General features: G+C 46.0%; 14 protein-coding genes and 1 pseudogene. All 15 read left to right on the plus strand.

Annotation, left to right across the window (positions count from 1 at the left end; all coding sequences use genetic code 11):
• The 15 genes and pseudogenes from ACRQ5D_RS16365 to ACRQ5D_RS16435 all read left to right on the plus strand — a co-directional run bounded on the left by ACRQ5D_RS16365 (position 1) and on the right by ACRQ5D_RS16435 (position 19,533).
• Complete coding sequence (locus ACRQ5D_RS16365) at positions 1–951, plus strand: glycoside hydrolase family 43 protein (protein WP_256337336.1); 951 nt, start codon at positions 1–3, stop codon at positions 949–951.
• Positions 944–2,779, plus strand: a complete 1,836-nt coding sequence (locus ACRQ5D_RS16370; RefSeq protein ID WP_091162950.1) for a six-hairpin glycosidase — start codon at positions 944–946, stop codon at positions 2,777–2,779. Before ACRQ5D_RS16365 ends, ACRQ5D_RS16370 begins: the two co-directional genes overlap by 8 nt.
• Positions 2,780–2,808: 29 nt before the next feature.
• On the plus strand, positions 2,809–4,236 hold the full coding sequence (locus tag ACRQ5D_RS16375) for a sialate O-acetylesterase (RefSeq protein ID WP_431200007.1): 1,428 nt from the start codon (positions 2,809–2,811) through the stop codon (positions 4,234–4,236).
• Between the two features lie 8 nt (positions 4,237–4,244).
• Positions 4,245–7,031, plus strand: a complete 2,787-nt coding sequence (locus tag ACRQ5D_RS16380) for a glycoside hydrolase family 2 protein (protein WP_091162951.1) — start codon at positions 4,245–4,247, stop codon at positions 7,029–7,031.
• A 3-nt stretch (positions 7,032–7,034) separates the two neighbouring features.
• Positions 7,035–9,791 carry an alpha-L-rhamnosidase gene (locus ACRQ5D_RS16385; RefSeq protein WP_091162952.1) on the plus strand — a complete coding sequence of 919 codons (2,757 nt, stop codon included), beginning with the start codon at positions 7,035–7,037 and terminating at the stop codon, positions 9,789–9,791.
• A gap of 12 nt (positions 9,792–9,803) precedes the next feature.
• Positions 9,804–9,980 (plus strand): hypothetical protein, encoded by a 177-nt coding sequence (locus ACRQ5D_RS16390; protein ID WP_432329551.1) that lies wholly within the window; start codon positions 9,804–9,806, stop codon positions 9,978–9,980.
• Positions 9,928–10,527 carry a DUF3826 domain-containing protein gene (locus ACRQ5D_RS16395; RefSeq protein WP_432329553.1) on the plus strand — a complete coding sequence of 200 codons (600 nt, stop codon included), beginning with the start codon at positions 9,928–9,930 and terminating at the stop codon, positions 10,525–10,527. The genes ACRQ5D_RS16390 and ACRQ5D_RS16395 overlap by 53 nt, the downstream gene beginning before the upstream one ends.
• A gap of 7 nt (positions 10,528–10,534) precedes the next feature.
• Positions 10,535–11,665 (plus strand): sialidase family protein, encoded by a 1,131-nt coding sequence (locus ACRQ5D_RS16400; protein WP_091162953.1) that lies wholly within the window; start codon positions 10,535–10,537, stop codon positions 11,663–11,665.
• 261 nt (positions 11,666–11,926) lie between these two features.
• Complete coding sequence (locus tag ACRQ5D_RS16405; RefSeq protein WP_143020687.1) at positions 11,927–13,327, plus strand: alpha/beta hydrolase family protein; 1,401 nt, start codon at positions 11,927–11,929, stop codon at positions 13,325–13,327.
• A 3-nt stretch (positions 13,328–13,330) separates the two neighbouring features.
• On the plus strand, positions 13,331–13,594 hold the full coding sequence (locus tag ACRQ5D_RS16410) for a hypothetical protein (protein ID WP_431200008.1): 264 nt from the start codon (positions 13,331–13,333) through the stop codon (positions 13,592–13,594).
• On the plus strand, positions 13,585–14,214 hold the full coding sequence (locus tag ACRQ5D_RS16415; RefSeq protein ID WP_431200009.1) for a sugar phosphate isomerase/epimerase family protein: 630 nt from the start codon (positions 13,585–13,587) through the stop codon (positions 14,212–14,214). The genes ACRQ5D_RS16410 and ACRQ5D_RS16415 overlap by 10 nt, the downstream gene beginning before the upstream one ends.
• A 153-nt stretch (positions 14,215–14,367) precedes the next feature.
• Positions 14,368–16,145, plus strand: a pseudogene (locus ACRQ5D_RS16420) (hypothetical protein).
• Positions 16,142–16,735, plus strand: coding sequence for an L-rhamnose mutarotase (locus ACRQ5D_RS16425; RefSeq protein WP_431200010.1), 594 nt, complete (start codon positions 16,142–16,144; stop codon positions 16,733–16,735). The pseudogene ACRQ5D_RS16420 and the gene ACRQ5D_RS16425 overlap by 4 nt, the downstream one beginning before the upstream one ends.
• Before the next feature lie 120 nt (positions 16,736–16,855).
• Positions 16,856–17,935, plus strand: a complete 1,080-nt coding sequence (locus ACRQ5D_RS16430; RefSeq protein WP_091162957.1) for a Gfo/Idh/MocA family protein — start codon at positions 16,856–16,858, stop codon at positions 17,933–17,935.
• A gap of 8 nt (positions 17,936–17,943) precedes the next feature.
• Positions 17,944–19,533 carry a sodium:solute symporter family transporter gene (locus tag ACRQ5D_RS16435; protein WP_091163464.1) on the plus strand — a complete coding sequence of 530 codons (1,590 nt, stop codon included), beginning with the start codon at positions 17,944–17,946 and terminating at the stop codon, positions 19,531–19,533.
• Position 19,534 lies beyond the last annotated feature (1 nt).

Raw genomic sequence — 19,534 nt, forward strand, 5'->3', positions numbered from 1 at the left:
GTGAACAAAGGAATTAAACATATCACTTTACTATTTGCCATTGCGCTGGTGTTTTCATGCAAGGCCGGTAAAAGCGTGTACCTTTTTACGTCGTTTCACGAGCCGGCCAATGAAGGTTTGCGCTTTTTGTACAGTAATGATGCTTACCACTGGAATGCTATCGACCACATTTTCATTAAACCGGAAGTTGGCGATGCTAAGATCATGCGCGACCCATCCATAGTCCAGGGCCCCGACGGGGTTTACCATTTGGTGTGGACAACCGGCTGGAAAAACGACAAAGGCATAGGCTATGCCAGCTCGAGCGATCTGATCCATTGGTCGGCCGAAGAGCACATTGAGGTGATGGCTAATGAGCCCACCGCGGTGAATGCCTGGGCACCGGAGTTGTTTTATGACGAGGATAACAAATATTTCATCATTGTTTGGGCTTCAACCGTACCATTCCGCTTCCCGAAAGGGCACGAGGATGAAAATAACAATCACCGACTGTATTACACCACAACTAAAGATTTTAAAACTTTCAGCCCCTCACAGCTTTTCCTTGATCCGGGTTTTAGCGTAATTGATGCTGAGATCGTAAAGCGGGCCAAAAATGATTATGCACTGGTGATGAAGGATAATACCCGGCCTAACCGTAATATCCTCGTGGCCTTTAGTAATAATCCTCTGGGGCCTTATAGCAATTATACTCCGCGATTTACCGAACCTTTCAGTGAAGGCCCCAGCATGACCAAAGCCGGTGATAACTGGCTGATTTATTATGATTCGTACCGTTTAAAAAGATATGGCGCCATGCGTACAACCGACTTTAAAACTTTTACCGACCTGGCCGATAGCGTGAGCATACCGGTAGGGCACAAGCACGGCACCATATTTAAGGTTACCAAAAAACAGCTTGCGCAGCTTTTACAGGCAGCCGGGCAAACCAAAGCAGCTAAACATGAATAAGTTCATCAGCATATTGTTTTTTATATCGATGGCCGGGATAGCCAGTGCACAGGATACCGTGCATTACAGCGGCAATACGGTGGTCAATGTCGATTATCATCACGGGCAGTTAAGCCCGGTGATAGGCGTGCACAGCAAGCAGATATTCAGGGCTAACCGTGAACATCCGGAGCTTGCCGATGGGTTTGGTTTTACCTACAACCATGCGCCTATGCTGGCCTACTGGAACAATACTTTTTATGTAGAATACCTGAGCGATAAGGTAGGCGAAAGCCTGCCGCCAGGCCAAACCCTGCTCATGACCTCGAAAGATGGTGACGCATGGTCAAAACCTACAGTAGTTTTTCCTAAATATAAAATACCTGATGGCACTACCAAAGAAGGACACCCAGGTATGGCGAAGGACCTGTATTCGGTAATGCACCAGCGTATGGGTTTTTATACTTCCAAATCAAAACGCTTACTGGTACTGGGCTTTTATGGGATTTGTTTGGATGGCCGTGATGATCCGAATGATGGCTTAGGTATTGGCCGTGTAGTGCGTGAAGTATTGCCAAACGGCGAATTCGGGCCGATTTATTTTATCCATTACAATCTAAAATGGAACGAAAATAATACCTCATTTCCTTTTTACAAAACCAGTAAGGATAAAGGTTTTGTACAGGCCTGCGATGAGCTGATGGCCAACCCACTGATGATGATGCAATGGGTGGAGGAAACCGACAGGAAAGATCCCTTAATTCCGCTGCATAAAGATTATAAAGCATTTAACTTTTATCACTTACCCGATGGCCGCGTGGTTGGCTTATGGAAATACGCGCTTACCGCTATCAGTACTGATAACGGCAAAACCTGGCCAGCAAATGCCGCCCGCGCGCCGCGTTTTGTAACCGCCAACGCCAAGATCTGGGGACAGCGCACATCCGACGGTAAATACGCTACGGTTTATAATCCTTCGGAGTTTCGCTGGCCGCTGGCTCTGTCAGTTAGTAAAGACGGATTGGATTATACTAATCTGTTGTTAGTTAACGGCGAGATCACCACCATGCGTTATGGCGGCGCTTATAAATCATACGGGCCACAATATACACGCGGCATTGAAGAGGGGAATGGCACCCCGCCCGATGGTAAGCTTTGGGTTACTTACAGCATGAACAAGGAGGATATCTGGGTATCGTCCATCCCGGTGCCGGTTACCGAAAAAGCGGATGCGCATGCCAATGAGGTCTTTAACGAACTGCCAGTTGGTAAGGAATTGGAAAAATGGAATACTTACAGCCCGCAATGGGCTCCTGCCGCTATCGACAAGTCACCTGATGGCGAACGAGCCCTAACCCTAAAAGACAGCGACCCATTTGATTTTGCCAAAGCAGAACGTGTTGTGCCTGTTTCTAAAAAATTAATGACCGATTTCACCATCACTGCAGGGCAAAACAATGCAGGTATGCTGGATATTGAATTTCAGGATGAAAAAGGTATTGCTGCTATCAGGCTTACGCTTGATTCTGCCGGTCAGTTCAGGACCAAGGCCGGCTATCGCAACAAAAATTTCATGAAATATGAGGCCGGTACGCAATATCATATTGTGATAAAGCTAAATACTGATACCCGCTTTTACACCGTGAATGTTAACGGCAAAGATGTGCTTACAGGCCTGTTTTTTGCCCCGGTGCTAAGCGTAAACCGGATAGTGTTCCGTACCGGGGATATCAGAAGGTTCCCGGATGCTGATACGCCTACCGATCAGGATTTCGACCGGCCAAACGCCGGGGAAGCCGCGAAACAAGCTGTTTTCTATATCAAATCATTTAAAACAAGTAATTACTAATGCTACTGCGCCTGATAAAATATTGTTGGTTGACGATCTGCCTGCTTAGTTCTGGGATTGCCGGCGCGCAGGTTGTTTTGCCTAAAATATTGGGCAACAATATGGTATTGCAGCGTAATGCACCTGTGCCTGTTTGGGGTACCGCATTGCCGGGTGAAAAGGTTACTGTAAAGTTTAATAGCCAAACAAAAACAACTATAGTCGATGCCTCAGGCAAATGGATAGTAAAGCTTGATGCGATGCCCGCATCAGCCAAACCCGCAACGCTGACCATATCAGGAAAAAACACTATCCAACTGCAAAATATACTGGTTGGCGAGGTATGGCTTTGTTCGGGCCAATCAAACATGCAGTATGAAATGCGCAAGAATAGCAAAGTGAAAAAGCCGGATACCAGTACGACAAATTCGCCTGTTGATGAGCTGGACCGCGCGCATAACCCACAGATCAGGATCTTCCTGGTTACGCAGAAAAATATGTTGAAGCCAGATTCTACCCATTCGGGATGGAGTGTGGCCGAAGATTCGGCTTTGAGGGCTTTTTCGGCGGCGGGGTATTTCTTCGCTAAAAACCTGCAGCATGATCTGAAAGTGCCGGTAGGTATTATTTCATCGGCAGTAAGCGGCAGCAGGATTGAGCCCTGGGTATCGCAGGAAGGTTTTGATGCCATCCCATATTTCAAGGCCAACAATATTAAGATTGATGGCGATCCAGGTAAGTTTTATGCCAAAATGATTGAGCCTGTCGCTCCGTTTGCGCTAAAAGGTTTTTTATGGTACCAGGGTGAAAGTGCCTGTTTTTTAGGCGAAACCATCAGCTATACTTACAAAATGGAAGCGCTGATCAATAACTGGCGTAAGCTTTGGGGCGATAAAACATTGCCGTTTTATTACGTGCAGATAGCGCCCTATTACTATACCCATGGAAAAGGCCCTGTAACCTATACTCAGTTTACAGAGCCCGAATTGCGCGAGGCCCAGGCTGCAGCCCTGCAGATCCCGCATACAGGCATGATCATCACTACCGATCTGAACGATGACCTTAAAAATATTCACCCGCCATTTAAATGGGAGGTAGGCAGGAGGCTTGAACTACAGGCGCTTGCCAATACCTACAAACAACGGGTAGTTTTTTCGGGCCCCGTGTATAAAAACATGAAAATAAATGGCGACAAGATCATCCTTGAGTTTGATCACGTAGGTGCCGGCTTGGTAAGCCATGACGGTAAACCACTTACTGATTTCACCATTGCCGGTGCCGACGGAAATTTTGTCGCGGCAAATGCAGCAATAAAAGGGAATACGGTTGAAGTATCGGCCGAATCGGTTGCTAAACCTGCAGCCGCACGTTTTGCCTGGTCAGAGGCTGCTCAACCTAATTTTTATAATAAAGATGGTTTGCCTGCTGTTCCCTTCCGCACGGATAACCCGTTGAAATTTACTTTAACTGCTAACTGAATATACTAATGAGATCTGCCTGCTTTAAAATATGGATTGCTTTGCTGTTTGTCATCAACTGGTCGGTAAGCCATGCCCAGGAAACACAAAAGCTATTCCTGTCGGGTACAGGGAGCGACCATACTGTAAACTGGCAGTTTTATTGCACCGCGGGCAACAATTCAGGCAAATGGACAACCATTCCGGTGCCGTCAAACTGGGAGTTTCAGGGTTTTGGTATGTACAATTACGGTCTTGCTAAGGATAGTTTAAGAGGCAAGGAGCAAGGGCTTTATAAATACGAGTTTAACATGCCGACATCATGGCAGGGCAAGGCTGTCAATATTGTTTTTGATGGCTCCATGACCGACACCGAGGTGAAGCTGAACGGCAAATCCGCCGGGGCAATTCACCAGGGATCATTTTACCGTTTCAAATATGATGTAAGCGCTTTGCTTAACTACGGCAAATCCAATCTGCTGGAAGTAACGGTATCTAAACACTCTGCCAATGCATCAGTAAACGCAGCCGAACGTAAAGGTGATTTCTGGATCTTCGGCGGCATTTTTAGGCCGGTGTTCTTGGAGGCTGCCCCTAAATCGCATATCAGCTATTTTGCTGTTGATGCCAAAGCTAACGGTAATTTAAAAGCACAATTGCGATTGGCATCTGTAAAAAGCGGCACGGTAACAGGGCAGGTGTATACCATGGCAGGGCAAAAGTTTGGTGTTCCTTTTTCCGTAAAAGTTAATGGAGGCGATACCGTTGCTAATATCAGCACGAATATTGTTTCACCAAAATTATGGTCGCCGGAGTTTCCTAACCTGTACAATGTGGTATTTACGCTGAATGAAAATGGTAAGCCCGTTCATATCGTAAAGCAACGCATCGGCTTCCGTACGGTTGAGCTGAGGGAACACGATGGCATTTATGTAAATAACGCTAAGATCAAATTTAAGGGCGTAAACCGTCATTCGTTTTGGCCAACTACGGGCAGGGCCTTAAATAAAAAAGTAAGTATCGGGGATGTTCAACTCATGAAAGATATGAACATGAACGCGGTGCGGATGTCGCACTACCCGCCCGATGATCATTTCCTGGACGTATGCGATTCATTAGGTCTTTTTGTACTGGACGAGCTTACCGGCTGGCACCACGCCTATGACGACGTGGTTGGTTCGAAATTAACTAAAGAAATGATCGAAAAAGATATCAATCATCCATCCATTGTGATCTGGGATAATGGTAACGAAGGTGGTTTTAATTTCAACCTCGATCATTGGTTTGATGAATTGGATATTCAAAAACGTCCCTTGATCCATCCCTGGGGCATCTTCCGCGGAACAAATACACAACACTATATTAATTATGACTACGGCACCAATACAGGTATCAACGGTCACGATATATTTTTCCCGACCGAGTTTTTACACGGCTTGTACGATGGCGGCGGCGGTGCTGGGCTGGATGATTTCTGGAAACAGATGTGGCACACCCCGATTTCGGCAGGTGGTTTTATCTGGGATTTTGCTGATGAAGCTGTGGTTCGCACAGATAAAAACGGCGAGTTGGACAGCGATGGTGACCATGGCCCCGACGGCATTGTAGGCCCTTACCACGAAAAGGAAGGCAGCTATTATGCTATTAAAGAAATCTGGAGCCCGGTTTACCTCGAACCCCGCGAAATAACGCCCGCGTTCAACGGTACACTGCGTTTAGAGAATAGATATTCCTATACAAATCTTAAACAATGTACATTCAGCTATAAGCTGACAACGCTCAATGGCACTGCTTCAACAAGTAAAACCGGTACTATAGCTTCGCCGGATGTTGAGCCCGGACAGTATGGGAACCTGCAGTTACAGTTGCCTAAAGACTGGCAAAATTATGATGTGCTATATGTTTCAGCTTTTGACGTAAATAAGCATGAGCTGTTTACCTGGAGTTTTCCGGTAAGTAACCATGATAAGATCACAAACCGAATTATTACAAAAACAGGTGGAAGTAAAGCTGTAATTACCGAGACCGATTCGCTGTACAAAGTAAAAACCGGCAACGGGATCGAGCTGGCGTTTAACCGTAATTCGGGCATATTGGTTAGTGTGAAAAATGCTAAAGGTGATATTCGTTTTAACAACGGGCCTGTTTTGATTGAAGGGCAAGATCAAACGGGTTTTGAAAAGCTCACCTATCATTATGAATTTGATAATCTGGTGGTTGAAGCAGTATTCCCGCCCAAAAAATCTGAACCGTTATTGAAGTGGACTATCTACCCATCGGGCTGGGTGCAGCTTGATGTTAAATACTGGCCAATAGGGGAGGATGCTACATTAATGGGCATTAATTTCTCCTTCCCCGAAAAAGATATTAAAGGCATTACCTATATGGGTGATGGCCCTTACCGGGTGTGGAAAAACCGCATGAAAGGTACATCACTGGGCGTATGGGATAAAACCTACAATAATACTATAACCGGGCAGGGTAAAGTTGTTTACCCGGAATTTAAGGGCTATTACTCCAACCTGTACTGGATGAAACTGCAAACTACCGGGCAGCCGGTAACTATTGTATGCAATAGCCGGGATGTGTTTATGCGCCTGTTTACTCCGGCTAATCCCAAAAATGTATACAACACGGCCCCGGCTTTCCCATCGGGTGATATCTCGTTTATGCATGGCATAACGCCGATAGGCACCAAATCACAAAAGCCTGAAAAACTGGGTCCGGGTGGACAAAAGAACCAATATTTTAATTACGACAGGAATATAGAAGACGCGCTTTCGCTGAACCTGTATTTCGACTTTTCGGGTAAATAATTGATGAAAGGGTTAGTCACACATATCGGTTTGGCTGTGGTGGTTATTCTAACTTGCCTGGGCAATTGCTATGCAGACGCGCGTATCGGTTTACAAAACCTGAAATGCGAAATGCTGAACAATCCTTTGGGGATTGGCACCGCTAAACCCCGGCTAAGCTGGCAGATTACCAGCGATACACGGAATACCAACCAGGTAGCCTATCAAATTTTAGTAGCCTCAACTCCCGAAAAACTAACAGCAAACCAAGGTGACCTGTGGGATTCGCACAAAGTGAATTCAACTGAAACCATCATGGTCAACTATGCGGGCAAACCGTTGAGCAGTCGCGCCGAATGTTATTGGAAGGTTAGGGTATGGACAAATAACGGTACAAGCATATGGAGCCAATCGGCTAAATGGAGCGTGGGCCTTTTGAACCCGGCAGATTGGAAAGCAAAATGGATAGGTTATGACCGTGGGTTTGCCTGGGATAGTGTTTCCAAATTTTCCCGGCTTTCGGCAAGGTATTATCGCCGTGGGTTTAGTTTAAATAAAACGATCAAACGCGGCACTGCTTATATAGTTGGTTTGGGTCATTATGAGTTATATATTAACGGACATGCTATCGGCGATCAGGTTTTGGCTGAAGCACCTACTGACTATACGCAGTCAGTTAAGTACAACACCTTTGATGTTACAGATCGTCTGAAACAGGGCGATAATGCCATTGGAACGGTATTGGGCAACGGCCGCTATTTTACCATGCGACCAAAATATAAGCCTAAAAAGATCAAAGAATTTGGGTTCCCCAAAATGTTGCTACAACTGGAAGTTGAGTATACCGACGGATCAAAGCAAACTATCATAAGCGATAACAACTGGCATTTTACAGCCGATGGCCCCATCCGCACCAATAACGAGTACGATGGCGAGGAATATGACGCCACCAAAGAGTTTCCGGGATGGAACAGTGCGGGTTTTGACGACAGCCAATGGCTTATAGCCGAGCTGGTGCCGGCTCCCGGTGGCAAGCTTGACGCGCAGATGAATGAACCGATCAGTGTGATGGATACCATTAAACCTGTCAGTATCAGTCAGCTTAAAAAAGATGTATGGATATTGGATCTGGGCCAAAATATGGCAGGCTGGTTGCAGATGCGGGTAAAAGGAAACCGGGGGGATAAAGTAACACTTCGTTATGCAGAGACACTGCAGCCCAATAATGAACTTTATGTAGCTAACCTACGTGATGCCAAAGTAACCGATGTGTATACGCTTAAAGGCGGGGCGGAAGAATTATGGCACCCGGTATTTGTGTATCATGGTTTCAGATATGTGGAGATCAGCGGTTATCCAGGTAAGCCCGAGTTGGCTGATTTTGAAGGACAGGTGGTTTACGATGCCTTGCCAACCATCGGCCATTTTGAAACATCTAACGCTATCGTCAATAAGATTTATCATAACGCTTATTGGGGGATCCTGAGCAATTACAAAGGGATGCCGGTTGATTGCCCGCAGCGTAACGAGCGGATGCCATGGCTTGGCGACAGGGCGGTGGGCTCGCTTGGTGAAAGCTTTGTATTTGCTAATAGTAATTTCTACGTCAAATGGCTGGATGATATCGCACAGTCGCAAAGGCCGGATGGAGCCATCCCCGATGTAGCGCCCGCTTACTGGAATTATTACAGCGATAACATGACCTGGCCCGGTACTTATATCCTGGTGGCCGATATGCTTTACCGTCAGTTTGCCGATAAAGCGCCGATTGAAAAGCATTACGCCTCCATGAAAAAATGGATGGATTACATGAGGGTCAAATACATGAAAAATACCATCGTCACCAAAGATAAATATGGCGACTGGTGTGTACCGCCCGAATCGTTAGAGCTGATCCACGCCAAAGATTCATCATTGAATACTGATGGACAACTGATTGCCACAGCCTATTATTATCATTTATGCGGGTTGATGGAAAAGTTCGCGACAATGCTGCATAAACCTGCTGATGCGCAGTTTTTTGCTGCCGCTAAGCAGACTGTAGGCAAGGCATTTAACGATAAGTACTTTGATAAAACCACATCAAAATACGGCAACAATACAGTCACCGCCAACCTGCTGCCATTGTATTTCGGGATCACGCTATCTGCCAATAAACAAGCTGTATTTAAAAATGTAGTAGCTAAGATCAACGAGGCCCATGACCATATCAGCACCGGCGTTATCGGTACACAATGGCTTATGCGTGGCCTTACCGAATTTGGCCGCCCAGATCTGGCCTGGAAAATTGCATCTAACACCACTTACCCAAGTTGGGGCTACATGGCCGAAAGGGGCGCTACTACCATCTGGGAGTTATGGAACGGCGACACCGCTAACCCGGCAATGAATTCCCGTAACCATATCATGCTTCTGGGCGATCTGATTGCCTGGTTTTATCAGGACATAGCGGGGATAAAAACAGTTAATGCCGGTTTTAAGCAACTGGTGATGCAACCGGCGGTTATCAAAGGGCTGGATAGAGTCAATGCCTCGTACCAAACAGCTTATGGTCTTGTGAAAAGCAGTTATAACAATACTACGAGCAGTTTTAACTGGCATGTTGCCATACCGCCAAACAGTTCGGCACTGGTTTATGTGCCTGCAAAAGCTATGGATGAAGTAACCGAGGGCGGGAAGAAAATATCCATTATAAAATATATTAAACCGGTTAAAATAGAAAACGGGAAAGTGGTGCTCAGCATTGGTTCTGGCGATTATGATTTTGAAGTAAAATATTAAAGCAACATTGATATGAAAAAATTAAATAGGACGGGTGCAATGCTGATAGCTTTACTATCGCTGTCGGGCACATTGAAAGCCCAGGAACAACAGGCAGCTAAAGCAGTTGCATCTCCCGAAGCACAGGCCAAAGCCGATGCCGAAGTGGAAAAAAGCTACGGATTGGGTTGCCTCATTATCGCTTACTGATACTGCAAAGGCTACCCGCGTAAAAAATGTAATAGCAACGCATCTCAAAGCCATCCGCGACTGGAATAACAGTCATTCGTACGAGTCAGTACCGGCAGGTATTGATCCGGCTACGGGTAAAACTTTGAGCACCATGGACAGGCAGGTCATCATAAACTCTTCGCTGCCAAAATCGGTACACGAAAACCTGATGACCGGTTTGCGTAAAGACCTCACCGAAGAACAGGTTGAAGCCGTACTTGATAAATACACCATCGGCAAAGTGGCCTTTACGCTGGCGGGTTATAAATCTATCATCCCCGACCTGACTCCTGTTGAAGAAGCGACAATCCTCGCTAATCTGAAGCAAGCCCGTGAACAGGCTGTCGACTTTAAAAATATCAAACAGGTATCGGCCATTTTTGAGATCTACAAAACCAAAAACGAGCAATACCTCAACAGTAACGGCCGTAACTGGCACAAGCTATACGGCGATTATACCAAAGCCATCATCGCAAAAAAAGCTGCTGATAAAGCAGCAAAGGATAAGGCTGCCACTCAAAAATAATTGTACTATGCTAAGAAAGATCTTGTTCGCCGGTGCAGTAAGCTGCTTATTTATAATCAACGCCTTTGCCCAAAATCCATGGCGCAAGGGGATTGTGAAGGATGAGTTTATATACGATAAAGCGCCATACCCGGAATGCCATGCAGCAACTATAGCCGAAACCCCGACCGGCCTTGTTGCCTCATGGTTTGGGGGCACCAAAGAGCGCAATCCCGATGTATGTATCTGGGTGAGCCGTTTTGTTAATGGCAAATGGACAGAGGGTATCAACGTAGCCAACGGCATCCAGAACGATACTTTACGCTATGCCTGCTGGAACCCGGTGTTGTACCAGGTGCCCAAAGGCGAATTACAGCTTTACTACAAAATAGGCCCAAGCCCGGCAAAATGGAAGGGTTTTATAAAAACATCTAAAGATGGCGGCATCACCTGGTCGGAGCAAAAGGCTTTGCCCGATGGCTTTTTAGGGCCGATCAAAAACAAACCGGTACTGCTTAAAAACGGCACGCTGTTAAGTCCGGTAAGTACCGAAGGCAAAGCCTGGCAGGTGCATTTTGAAGCCACCAAAGATTTCGGCAAAAACTGGACAATGATAGGCCCAATCAGCGATGGTAAAGATTTGAAAGCCATACAACCCAGTATTTTAACTTATAAAGATGGCCGGCTGCAGGCCCTTTGCCGCAGTCAGAACAGGGCGATATTAAGCACATGGTCTAAGGATGGCGGACAAACCTGGTCGCCTTTGGAAAAGACCAGTCTGCCCAATAACAATTCCGGTACCGATGCTGTGACTTTGAAAGATGGCCGTCAGTTATTGGTTTATAACCACGTTTTGCCGCCAGGAAACCTGGCTAAAGGAGCCCGTACGCCTTTGAACGTAGCTGTTTCTAAAGATGGTGTGACCTGGTACGCAGCGTCGATCCTGGAGGATTCACCTATCAGCCAGTATTCTTATCCATCGGTCATCCAAACTTCGGATGGGATGGTGCATGTGGTTTATACCTGGCGCAGGCAAAAGATAAAACATGTGGTTATTGATCCTTCAAAATTAGAGATGGAGGAAATAAAGGATGGTATTTGGCCAAAGGTGGATGGTTATACGCCGCCGGTACCGGTTGGGGAGACTAAGGATTTGTAAGTGAAATAGACTCTGAGGGGCAAAAAAAGCGTCATGCCGAACTTGTTTCGGCACCCCACAGGACAGGTAGTCGATTTGCTTAGCATGATCGCTTAGCGAGTGGGGTGCTGAAACAAGTTACCCATGACCATGATTTGGTTAATTGTTTCAATGTAGAGACGCATAATTGCGTCTCTCGTAGGACAAGCCGGCTAAAAGGGGGGAACGCTTGATTTGCATGCGGGAGACGCAATTATGCGTCTCTACAAAATAAATAAAACAATGAAAAAACTGATCTATATACTGGTAACCTGCCTCATCGCCATGAGTTTCACTGCCCATGCGCAGCAAACTACCGATGCCATGTACAGGAAAACCCTGAAGGAGGTGCTTGATGAAGTGCAGGACAAATATCATGTAAAGATCAAATACACCGCTGCTCAGGTTGAGGGTAAATGGGTTAACTATGCCCAATGGCGTTTCAGGCCCAATGTGGATACGACCCTGGCCAACGTTCTTACCCCGCTTGATCTGAAGGTGAATAAAGAAGCTCCCGGCAGGTATAAGCTCAAAGAATATGAATACTTCCGCTGGTCGGTAAGCGACGGCTGGAAGGAGCTTGACAGGATAACCTCCCAATACCACGACCGTGATACCTGGGAACAACGCAAAGCCATGTTAAAACCTGAGCTTTATAAAGCTTTAGAATTATCGCCTCTGCCTGCTAAACCAGCTTCAAAACCAATCATCACCCCCAAAAGGGTTTTTGACGGTTATACAGTTGAAAATATCGCCATTGAAATACTGCCCGGTTTGTACATCAATGGTTCGTTGTATAAACCGCTGAAAATTAAAGGTAAGATCCCGGTGGTACTAAGTCCGGATGGGCATTGGGAGCACCAGCGTTACCGTGCCGATTGCCAGATCCGTTGTGCATCGCTTGCGCGGATGGGGACGATGGCTTACAGTTACGACCTTTTTGCCTGGGGCGAATCTTTGCTGCAATTTAAGGATGAGGATCACCGCCGCAGCCTGGCGCAAACTATCCAGGCACTTGGCGCTATCCGGATCCTGGATTATGTGCTTTCGCTTAAGGAAACCGACCCTGAGCGGGTAGGGATCAGCGGCGGATCGGGTGGAGGGAGCCATACCGTTTTAATGACCGCCATGGATGACCGGATCAAGCTTAGCGCTCCGGTGGTGTCGGTGTCGTCATATTTTTATGGAGGATGCCCTTGCGAAAGCGGAATGCCTATCCATCAATGCGGCAACGGAACAGATAATGTAGAATTGGCCGCTATGGCTGCACCGCGGCCGCAATTGCTGATCTCCGACGGGCAGGACTGGACCGCTAATATGCCCGAGCATGATTTTCCTTACCTACAAAAGATCTATGGCTATTATGGGGTTACAAACAAAGTAGAGAATGTACACTTGCCCAATGAAGGCCATGATTTCGGTCCGTCAAAAAGGGCTGCGTTGTATGCTTTCGTAGCTAAAAATTTCCACTTGGATCTTAATAAAATTAAAGACAGCAGCGGCAATTTCGATGATAATAAAGTCACCATTGAAAAAGAACCTGCCATGTATGTATTTGGCAATAAGGGCGAAAAACTCCCTGCCAATGCCATAAAAGGTTTTGATCAGTTAGAGAAAGTATTTGAGCAGGCCACAAAAAAATAAGTTATGAAAAATAGGTTGATATTAAGTTTATGGATAGTGATAATGGTATGCACCCTCTTTATTCCTGCAATGGCTCAAACCTCATCAAAGCAGCGCTACAAAGTAGCGGTAGTTGATTTGATGATCCTTAAACGGCAAAAGTTGGGTGCATTTCAACTGGCTAAGGAGATTGGTGCAGATGGCGTAGAAGTAGATATGGGGGGCTTGGTGATCGCGAAACTTTTGATAACCAGCTGGCTAATGATTCAATCAGAAAAGTGTTTTTAAGCAAGGCGAAAGAACTAAGACTGGAAATTCCGTCCATGGGCATGACCGGCTTTTTCGCCCAATCATTTGCCGAACGGCCAACCGCAATTAAAGCGGCTACCGATTGTATCAACACCATGAAACAAATGGGTGTTAAAATTGGCTTTTTACCGATGGGGATCAAAGGCGATCTCGTGAAATTTCCTGAATTGCGCCCGGCTATTGTTTCCCGCCTGAAAGAGGTAGCTAAAATAGCCGAAAAGGCAGGTGTAATAATAGGTATTGAAACGGCGCTGGATGCCAAAAGTGAATTGCAGCTATTGAAAGATATAGGCTCGCCGGCCATCAAAAGCTATTTCAATTTTGAAAACGCCATCAGAAACGGCCGCGACCTGGATAAGGAGCTTCAAATATTGGGTAAAAAATACATCATTCAGATCCATTGTACAAATGATGATGGCGTTTGGCTGCAAAATGACCCTAAAATCAATTTGGAACATGTAAAAGCCACTTTAGATAAAATGGGTTGGACAGGCTGGTTAGTGATTGAACGCTCGCGCGATGCCAAAGACCCACGGAACGTTAAGTGGAATTTCAGCGCCAATACCTCATACGTAAAATCAATTTTTCAGGCTAAGTAATTAACGTAAATGAATATCCGCCGCATAGTTGTTTTGATATTGCTGTTAAATGTTATTTTGACAGGTAGCCTCTTTGCGGCCGAAATCTGGGTAGCACCTAAAGGCTCCGATACCAACACGGGCACCCGCGAGCAACCGCTGGCAACCTTAGCGATGGCCATCAGGAAAGCCCGTGAACTGAGGCGGTTAAACGATCCATCAATAAAAAGCGGTATTCATATCAAAGTCGCGGCCGGACTTTACAGGTTAGATGAACCATTATTTATCCGCCCGGAAGATTCAGGTACTGCTGATAGTCCAACCATTATAGAGGGTGAGGGCATTGGTAAAACTGTTTTAAGTGGTGGCATTAAGGTAAGTGGATGGCGTAAAGTAAATTATGCCATCCCCGGTTTGCCGGCAGAAGCTAAAGGCAATGTTTGGGTTGCCGACGGGCCCATTATAGGCGATGAGCCATTACAATTCAGACAACTATGGGTGAATGATGAAAAGGCTGTTCGCACCCGGGATACCGAAGCTCCGCTCATGAACCGCATCCTTTCCTGGGATCATAAAACCCAAACCTGTGTAATCCCATGGTCTGCTTCAGCCGATACCGCTCACCTTAAGGGTTTGGAGATGTTTATTCACCAGTGGTGGGCTATAGCCATTTTGAGGGTTAAAGCAGTTAAGGTAATGGGGGACAGCGCGAGCTTATCATTTTATCAACCCGAAAGCCGCATCCAGTCAGAGCACCCCTGGCCAGCGCCCTGGATCTCCAAAAAAAGGGTAACTCAGCGTTTTATCTCAGCAATGCTATCAGCTTTTTGAACAAGCCCGGCGAGTGGTTTCACGACCGGAAGGCTAATAAAATTTATTACATCTCTCGCAAAGGCGAAGATCTGCAAACAGCTACGGTAACCGTTCCGCAATTGGAAACCCTGGTTAAAATGCAGGGCTCTATCGATGCAACGGTTAGCTACTTCAGCTTTAAAAATATCAGCTTTGAACACAGCAGCTGGCTTCACCCGTCAAAAGAAGGTTTGGTGCCGCATCAGGCCGGGATGTACATGGTGGATGCCTACAAATTGAAAACTCCCGGCACACCGGATAAAAAGGGATTGGAAAACCAGGCATGGGTAGGTAGACCAAAGGCAGCGGTTGAGGTGGCTTACGCGTCGCATATTACCTTCGATGGTTGCGGTTTTGAACATATGGCTTCGACTGGCTTGGATTTTCAGCGCAGTACACACCATGATGTGGTTAAAGGCAGCCTCTTTAAAGACATTGGGGGGACTGCTGTACTTGACGGCGTTTATTCCGACGAGGCACAGGAAGTTCATCTGCCCTACAATCCAACTGATAAACGGGAGATCTGTACCAACGATACCATCACCAATAATTTAATTACCGATGCAACCAATGAAGACTGGGGTTGTGTTGGCATAGGCGCGGGCTATGTTAAAGGTATCAGCATAACACATAATGAGGTTTGCGAAGTAAACTACTCCGGCATCAGTATGGGCTGGGGATGGACTAAGACTATTAACGCCATGAGCGATAACCGCATCATAGCCAATAAAATCCACCATTACGCCCGCAATATGTATGATGTGGCGGCCATCTACACGCTATCGGCACAGCCCGGCTCGGTTATCAGCAATAATTACGTGGATAGCATTTACAAAGCACCTTACGCACATGACCCACAGCATTGGTTTTACCTGTATACCGATGAGGGATCGTCATACATAACCATCAAAAATAACTGGTGCCCGGCAGATAAATTCCTGAAAAATGCCAACGGTCCCGGTAATGTTTGGGAAAATAACGGTCCGCAGGTTGATGCAGCCGTAAAGCAATCAGCAGGTATAGAACGGCCTTATCAGTATCTGTTTCAATATCGTCATGTAAACCGGGGTAACTGGCCCATCAATCATAAAACAGAATGAAAATATATAAAGCATATATAGTTTGGTTTACGGTGATTTTATTATTGCCTGCATTTCATGTAAAGGCAGCTTCAAATCCTTATACTATTGTTGAAGTGACTGGTCCGCAGGGTAAGCAACTCGACTACGCCCCGTTGTTGCATATTGCCCGCAAGCAGGGATTACCGGCTTCGGCGGTTTACGGTTGGGGTAACCATCTCATTGTTTATGGCAAGCATTTAAATTCAGCATCTATCCAAAAAAGCGCTCGGGCAGCATACCCTTCGTGCCAGATTACGGTTTATAGTAATCCATTTTATGATTTCGACCGCAGGCTTCGTTGTGGTGGTAAGAGCATTGCCAAACAATGGGACAACATTATACTAACAGCAAACCTTGTTGCCGATGAGCACCTGCAACAGGAATATATCGATTATCACGCCACGCAGTTTAAAAACTGGCCCGAAGTTTCTAAAGGTTTCTGCAATGCCGGCTTTCAGCAATTACTGGTGTTCAGAAACGGGCGCCGCCTGATGCTGGTGATCAGTATCCCGAAAGGAAAAAGCTTGAGGAACTCAATCCTAAAACTATCGAAAATAATCCGCGGGTAAACGATTGGAACAGGCTGATGAAGAAATACCAGGAAGGTGTTCCCGGTACCCGGAAAGGTGAGGTATGGGTATTTTTTAAACAGGTAACGGACAATAGCGACATTAAAAGATCATTATAAAATGAAAATAGGAATATTAGGATTAGGCGAAGGGCGCAGCACCATGTCGGCAGTATTGAAAAGCGATATGCTTGAACTAAAAATGGTATGCGATATGAATATTGAAATGTGCAAACACCGCGCGGAGGAGTTTAACTTTCATAACTATACCACCAGCTACCAGGATATGCTCAATGATGCCGAAATAGATATCATTGCCATTTATACGCCCGATCACTTGCATGCTGAACACGTTAAGCTGGCTTTATTGCACGGCAAACATGTGGTATGTACCAAGCCTTTTATCGATGATTTGAGTAAAGCTGCCGAACTGCTCGAACTGGTTGAGCAAAGCGGTAAGAAAGTATTTGTAGGTCAAAGCTCGCGCTTTTTTGAGCCGATGAAAAAGCAGCGTAAAGATTACGAGGCTGGTTTAATAGGGGATTTGATTACTGTGGAGGCCTATTACCATGCCGATCATCGCTGGTTTTTAGAGAAACCATGGTCGCTACAACAAGCCTTTAAGTGGCTATACGGCGGCTTAAGTCACCCGGTTGATTTTATTCGCTGGTATTTGCCGGAGATCGAGGAGGTGATGGGCTATGGCATGCTAAGTGCTAACGGTGCCAAAGGCGGTTTGAAGAACCCGGATACCATGCACTTTATTTTCAAAGCTAAGGACGGCCGCATTGCCCGGGTAAGTGGTTGTTACACTGGTCCGGTGCAACCCGCTACCCGCGACAGCGAAATGAGCTGTATTTTACGCGGTACTGAAGGATGCAGCCAGGGCGATTACATGGACCTGCGTTATGCAATTACCGATAATACCGGCGAAGAACGCATCATTACCTGGGAACATAAACTGAAACACTATTTCAGGTTTGAGGGCAAAAGCCATCATGCCGGGGAGTATCAAAATTACCTCGAATACTTTGCCGATAGCATCACCGAAGGCTATACCGCTTATCCCGATATTAAAGAAGGTATTGGAACTATCGCCTTGCTTCAGGCTATGGATCGGTCATTACAAAGCGGTAAACCCGTAAAAGTTGATGAGATCCTGACCGAGTTTAATTTAACCGTAAATGAGTTAAGCGCATGATATTGAGCATGAGCAATATCGTATCACGCCTCACACTGTTGGATTACTCGGTGGTTGCCGTGTACCTTGTTATTTTAATGATAATTGGGTTCCGGGCCAGCTTTAGTAATAAAAACAAAACAGACGAAACCCTTTTCCTCGCCAATAAATCTTTAGGATGGGCCAGTATTGGCTTCAATATGTGGGGCACCAATGTGGGGCCTTCCATGTTGCTGGCCTTTGCCAGTATAGGCTATAGTACGGGTATAGTGGCGGTCAATTTTGACTGGTATGCCTTTGTTTTCCTGATGCTGCTTGCCATGGTTTTTGCGCCTAAATACATAGCGGCCAAGGTATCAACCATGCCCGAGTTTATGGGTAACCGTTACGGCGATTCAACCCGTAATATTTTGGCCTGGTACGCGCTTATCAAAATGCTCATCTCGTGGTTGTCGTTAGGTTTGTTTGCCGGTGGATTTTTAGTAAGACAGATCCTTGGCATCCCCATGTGGCAATCTGTTATTGTGCTGGTGTCATTTGCTGGCTTATTCGCATTTACAGGTGGCTTAAAGGCTATCGCCAAAGTAAATGTTTTCCAGATGTTGCTGCTCATCGGCGTATCGCTCACATTAACCGTTTTAGGTGTAAGCAGGGTCGGCGGGTTATCAGCGGTATTCCATCAAACGCCTGCAAATTACTGGAACCTCATCCATCCGGCAAGCGATGTTAAATACCCATGGTATGCTATATTATTGGGCTACCCGGTATCGGCTGTGGCCTTTTTCTGTACAGATCAGGCTATGGTACAATCGGTATTAGGTGCTAAAAACCTGGAGCAGGGACAGCTTGGTGTTAACTTTATTGGCTGGCTTAAAATATTATCGCTGCCCTTATTTATCCTCACGGGTATTTTGTGTTTCATCCTGTTCCCGCATCTGAGTGATCCTGCATTAGCTTACATGACTATGGTTACCAATCTTTTCCCTCCGGGAATGAATGGGTTAATTATTGTGGTATTGATAGCGGTTTTGATAGGTACCGTCGGCTCGTCCTTAAACTCGCTGAGCACAGTGTTCACCATGGATATCTATGCCGAAAAGATCAACCCTAACGCCACTAATAAAGATCTCATCAGGGTAGGGCGTTACACCGTAATTGGCGGTTGTCTGTTTGCAATAGGTATGGCCCTGGCTATCGATAGTATCAAAGGCCTTAATTTGTTCGATGTATTTCAATCGGTATTGGGTTTTATTGCGCCGCCATTGGCCGTAGTTTTTTTGCTTACTGTTTATTGGAAACGTACTACCCGAAAAGCGGTAAATATTATTCTTTCGGCGGGTTCTGCTTTTAGTTTGGGTACCGGTGTGGTATACCTGTGGGTATTACCGCCCGATAAGTATAGCTTTTGGCCGCATTACCTGATGCTGTCGTTTTTCATATTTGTTTTCCTGGCGGTATCTGCTGTTTTGATCTCGCTGCTTGATAAAACACCGGCTGTTTACGTGGCCGAAGAATCGGAAACAGAAAATACTGCAAAACCTACCCGGCGTGTAAAAATAGCCTGGCTGCTGCTCTCGATAGTCATGATTGCTTTATACCTCATTTTCAACGGACATTAAA

It is taken from the genome of Mucilaginibacter sp. P25 (assembly GCF_050859465.1).
Classification (GTDB): Bacteria; Bacteroidota; Bacteroidia; order Sphingobacteriales; family Sphingobacteriaceae; genus Mucilaginibacter; species Mucilaginibacter gossypii.

Coding starts and splice junctions, on each gene's coding strand:
- ACRQ5D_RS16430 (WP_091162957.1), top strand. CDS start 16,856: ATGAAAATAGGAATATTAGGATTAGGCGAAGGGCGCAGCACCATGTCG.
- ACRQ5D_RS16395 (WP_432329553.1), top strand. CDS start 9,928: ATGCCGAAGTGGAAAAAAGCTACGGATTGGGTTGCCTCATTATCGCTT.
- ACRQ5D_RS16370 (WP_091162950.1), top strand. CDS start 944: ATGAATAAGTTCATCAGCATATTGTTTTTTATATCGATGGCCGGGATA.
- ACRQ5D_RS16380 (WP_091162951.1), top strand. CDS start 4,245: ATGAGATCTGCCTGCTTTAAAATATGGATTGCTTTGCTGTTTGTCATC.
- ACRQ5D_RS16435 (WP_091163464.1), top strand. CDS start 17,944: ATGAGCAATATCGTATCACGCCTCACACTGTTGGATTACTCGGTGGTT.
- ACRQ5D_RS16425 (WP_431200010.1), top strand. CDS start 16,142: ATGAAAATATATAAAGCATATATAGTTTGGTTTACGGTGATTTTATTA.
- ACRQ5D_RS16405 (WP_143020687.1), top strand. CDS start 11,927: ATGAAAAAACTGATCTATATACTGGTAACCTGCCTCATCGCCATGAGT.
- ACRQ5D_RS16385 (WP_091162952.1), top strand. CDS start 7,035: ATGAAAGGGTTAGTCACACATATCGGTTTGGCTGTGGTGGTTATTCTA.
- ACRQ5D_RS16410 (WP_431200008.1), top strand. CDS start 13,331: ATGAAAAATAGGTTGATATTAAGTTTATGGATAGTGATAATGGTATGC.
- ACRQ5D_RS16390 (WP_432329551.1), top strand. CDS start 9,804: ATGAAAAAATTAAATAGGACGGGTGCAATGCTGATAGCTTTACTATCG.
- ACRQ5D_RS16400 (WP_091162953.1), top strand. CDS start 10,535: ATGCTAAGAAAGATCTTGTTCGCCGGTGCAGTAAGCTGCTTATTTATA.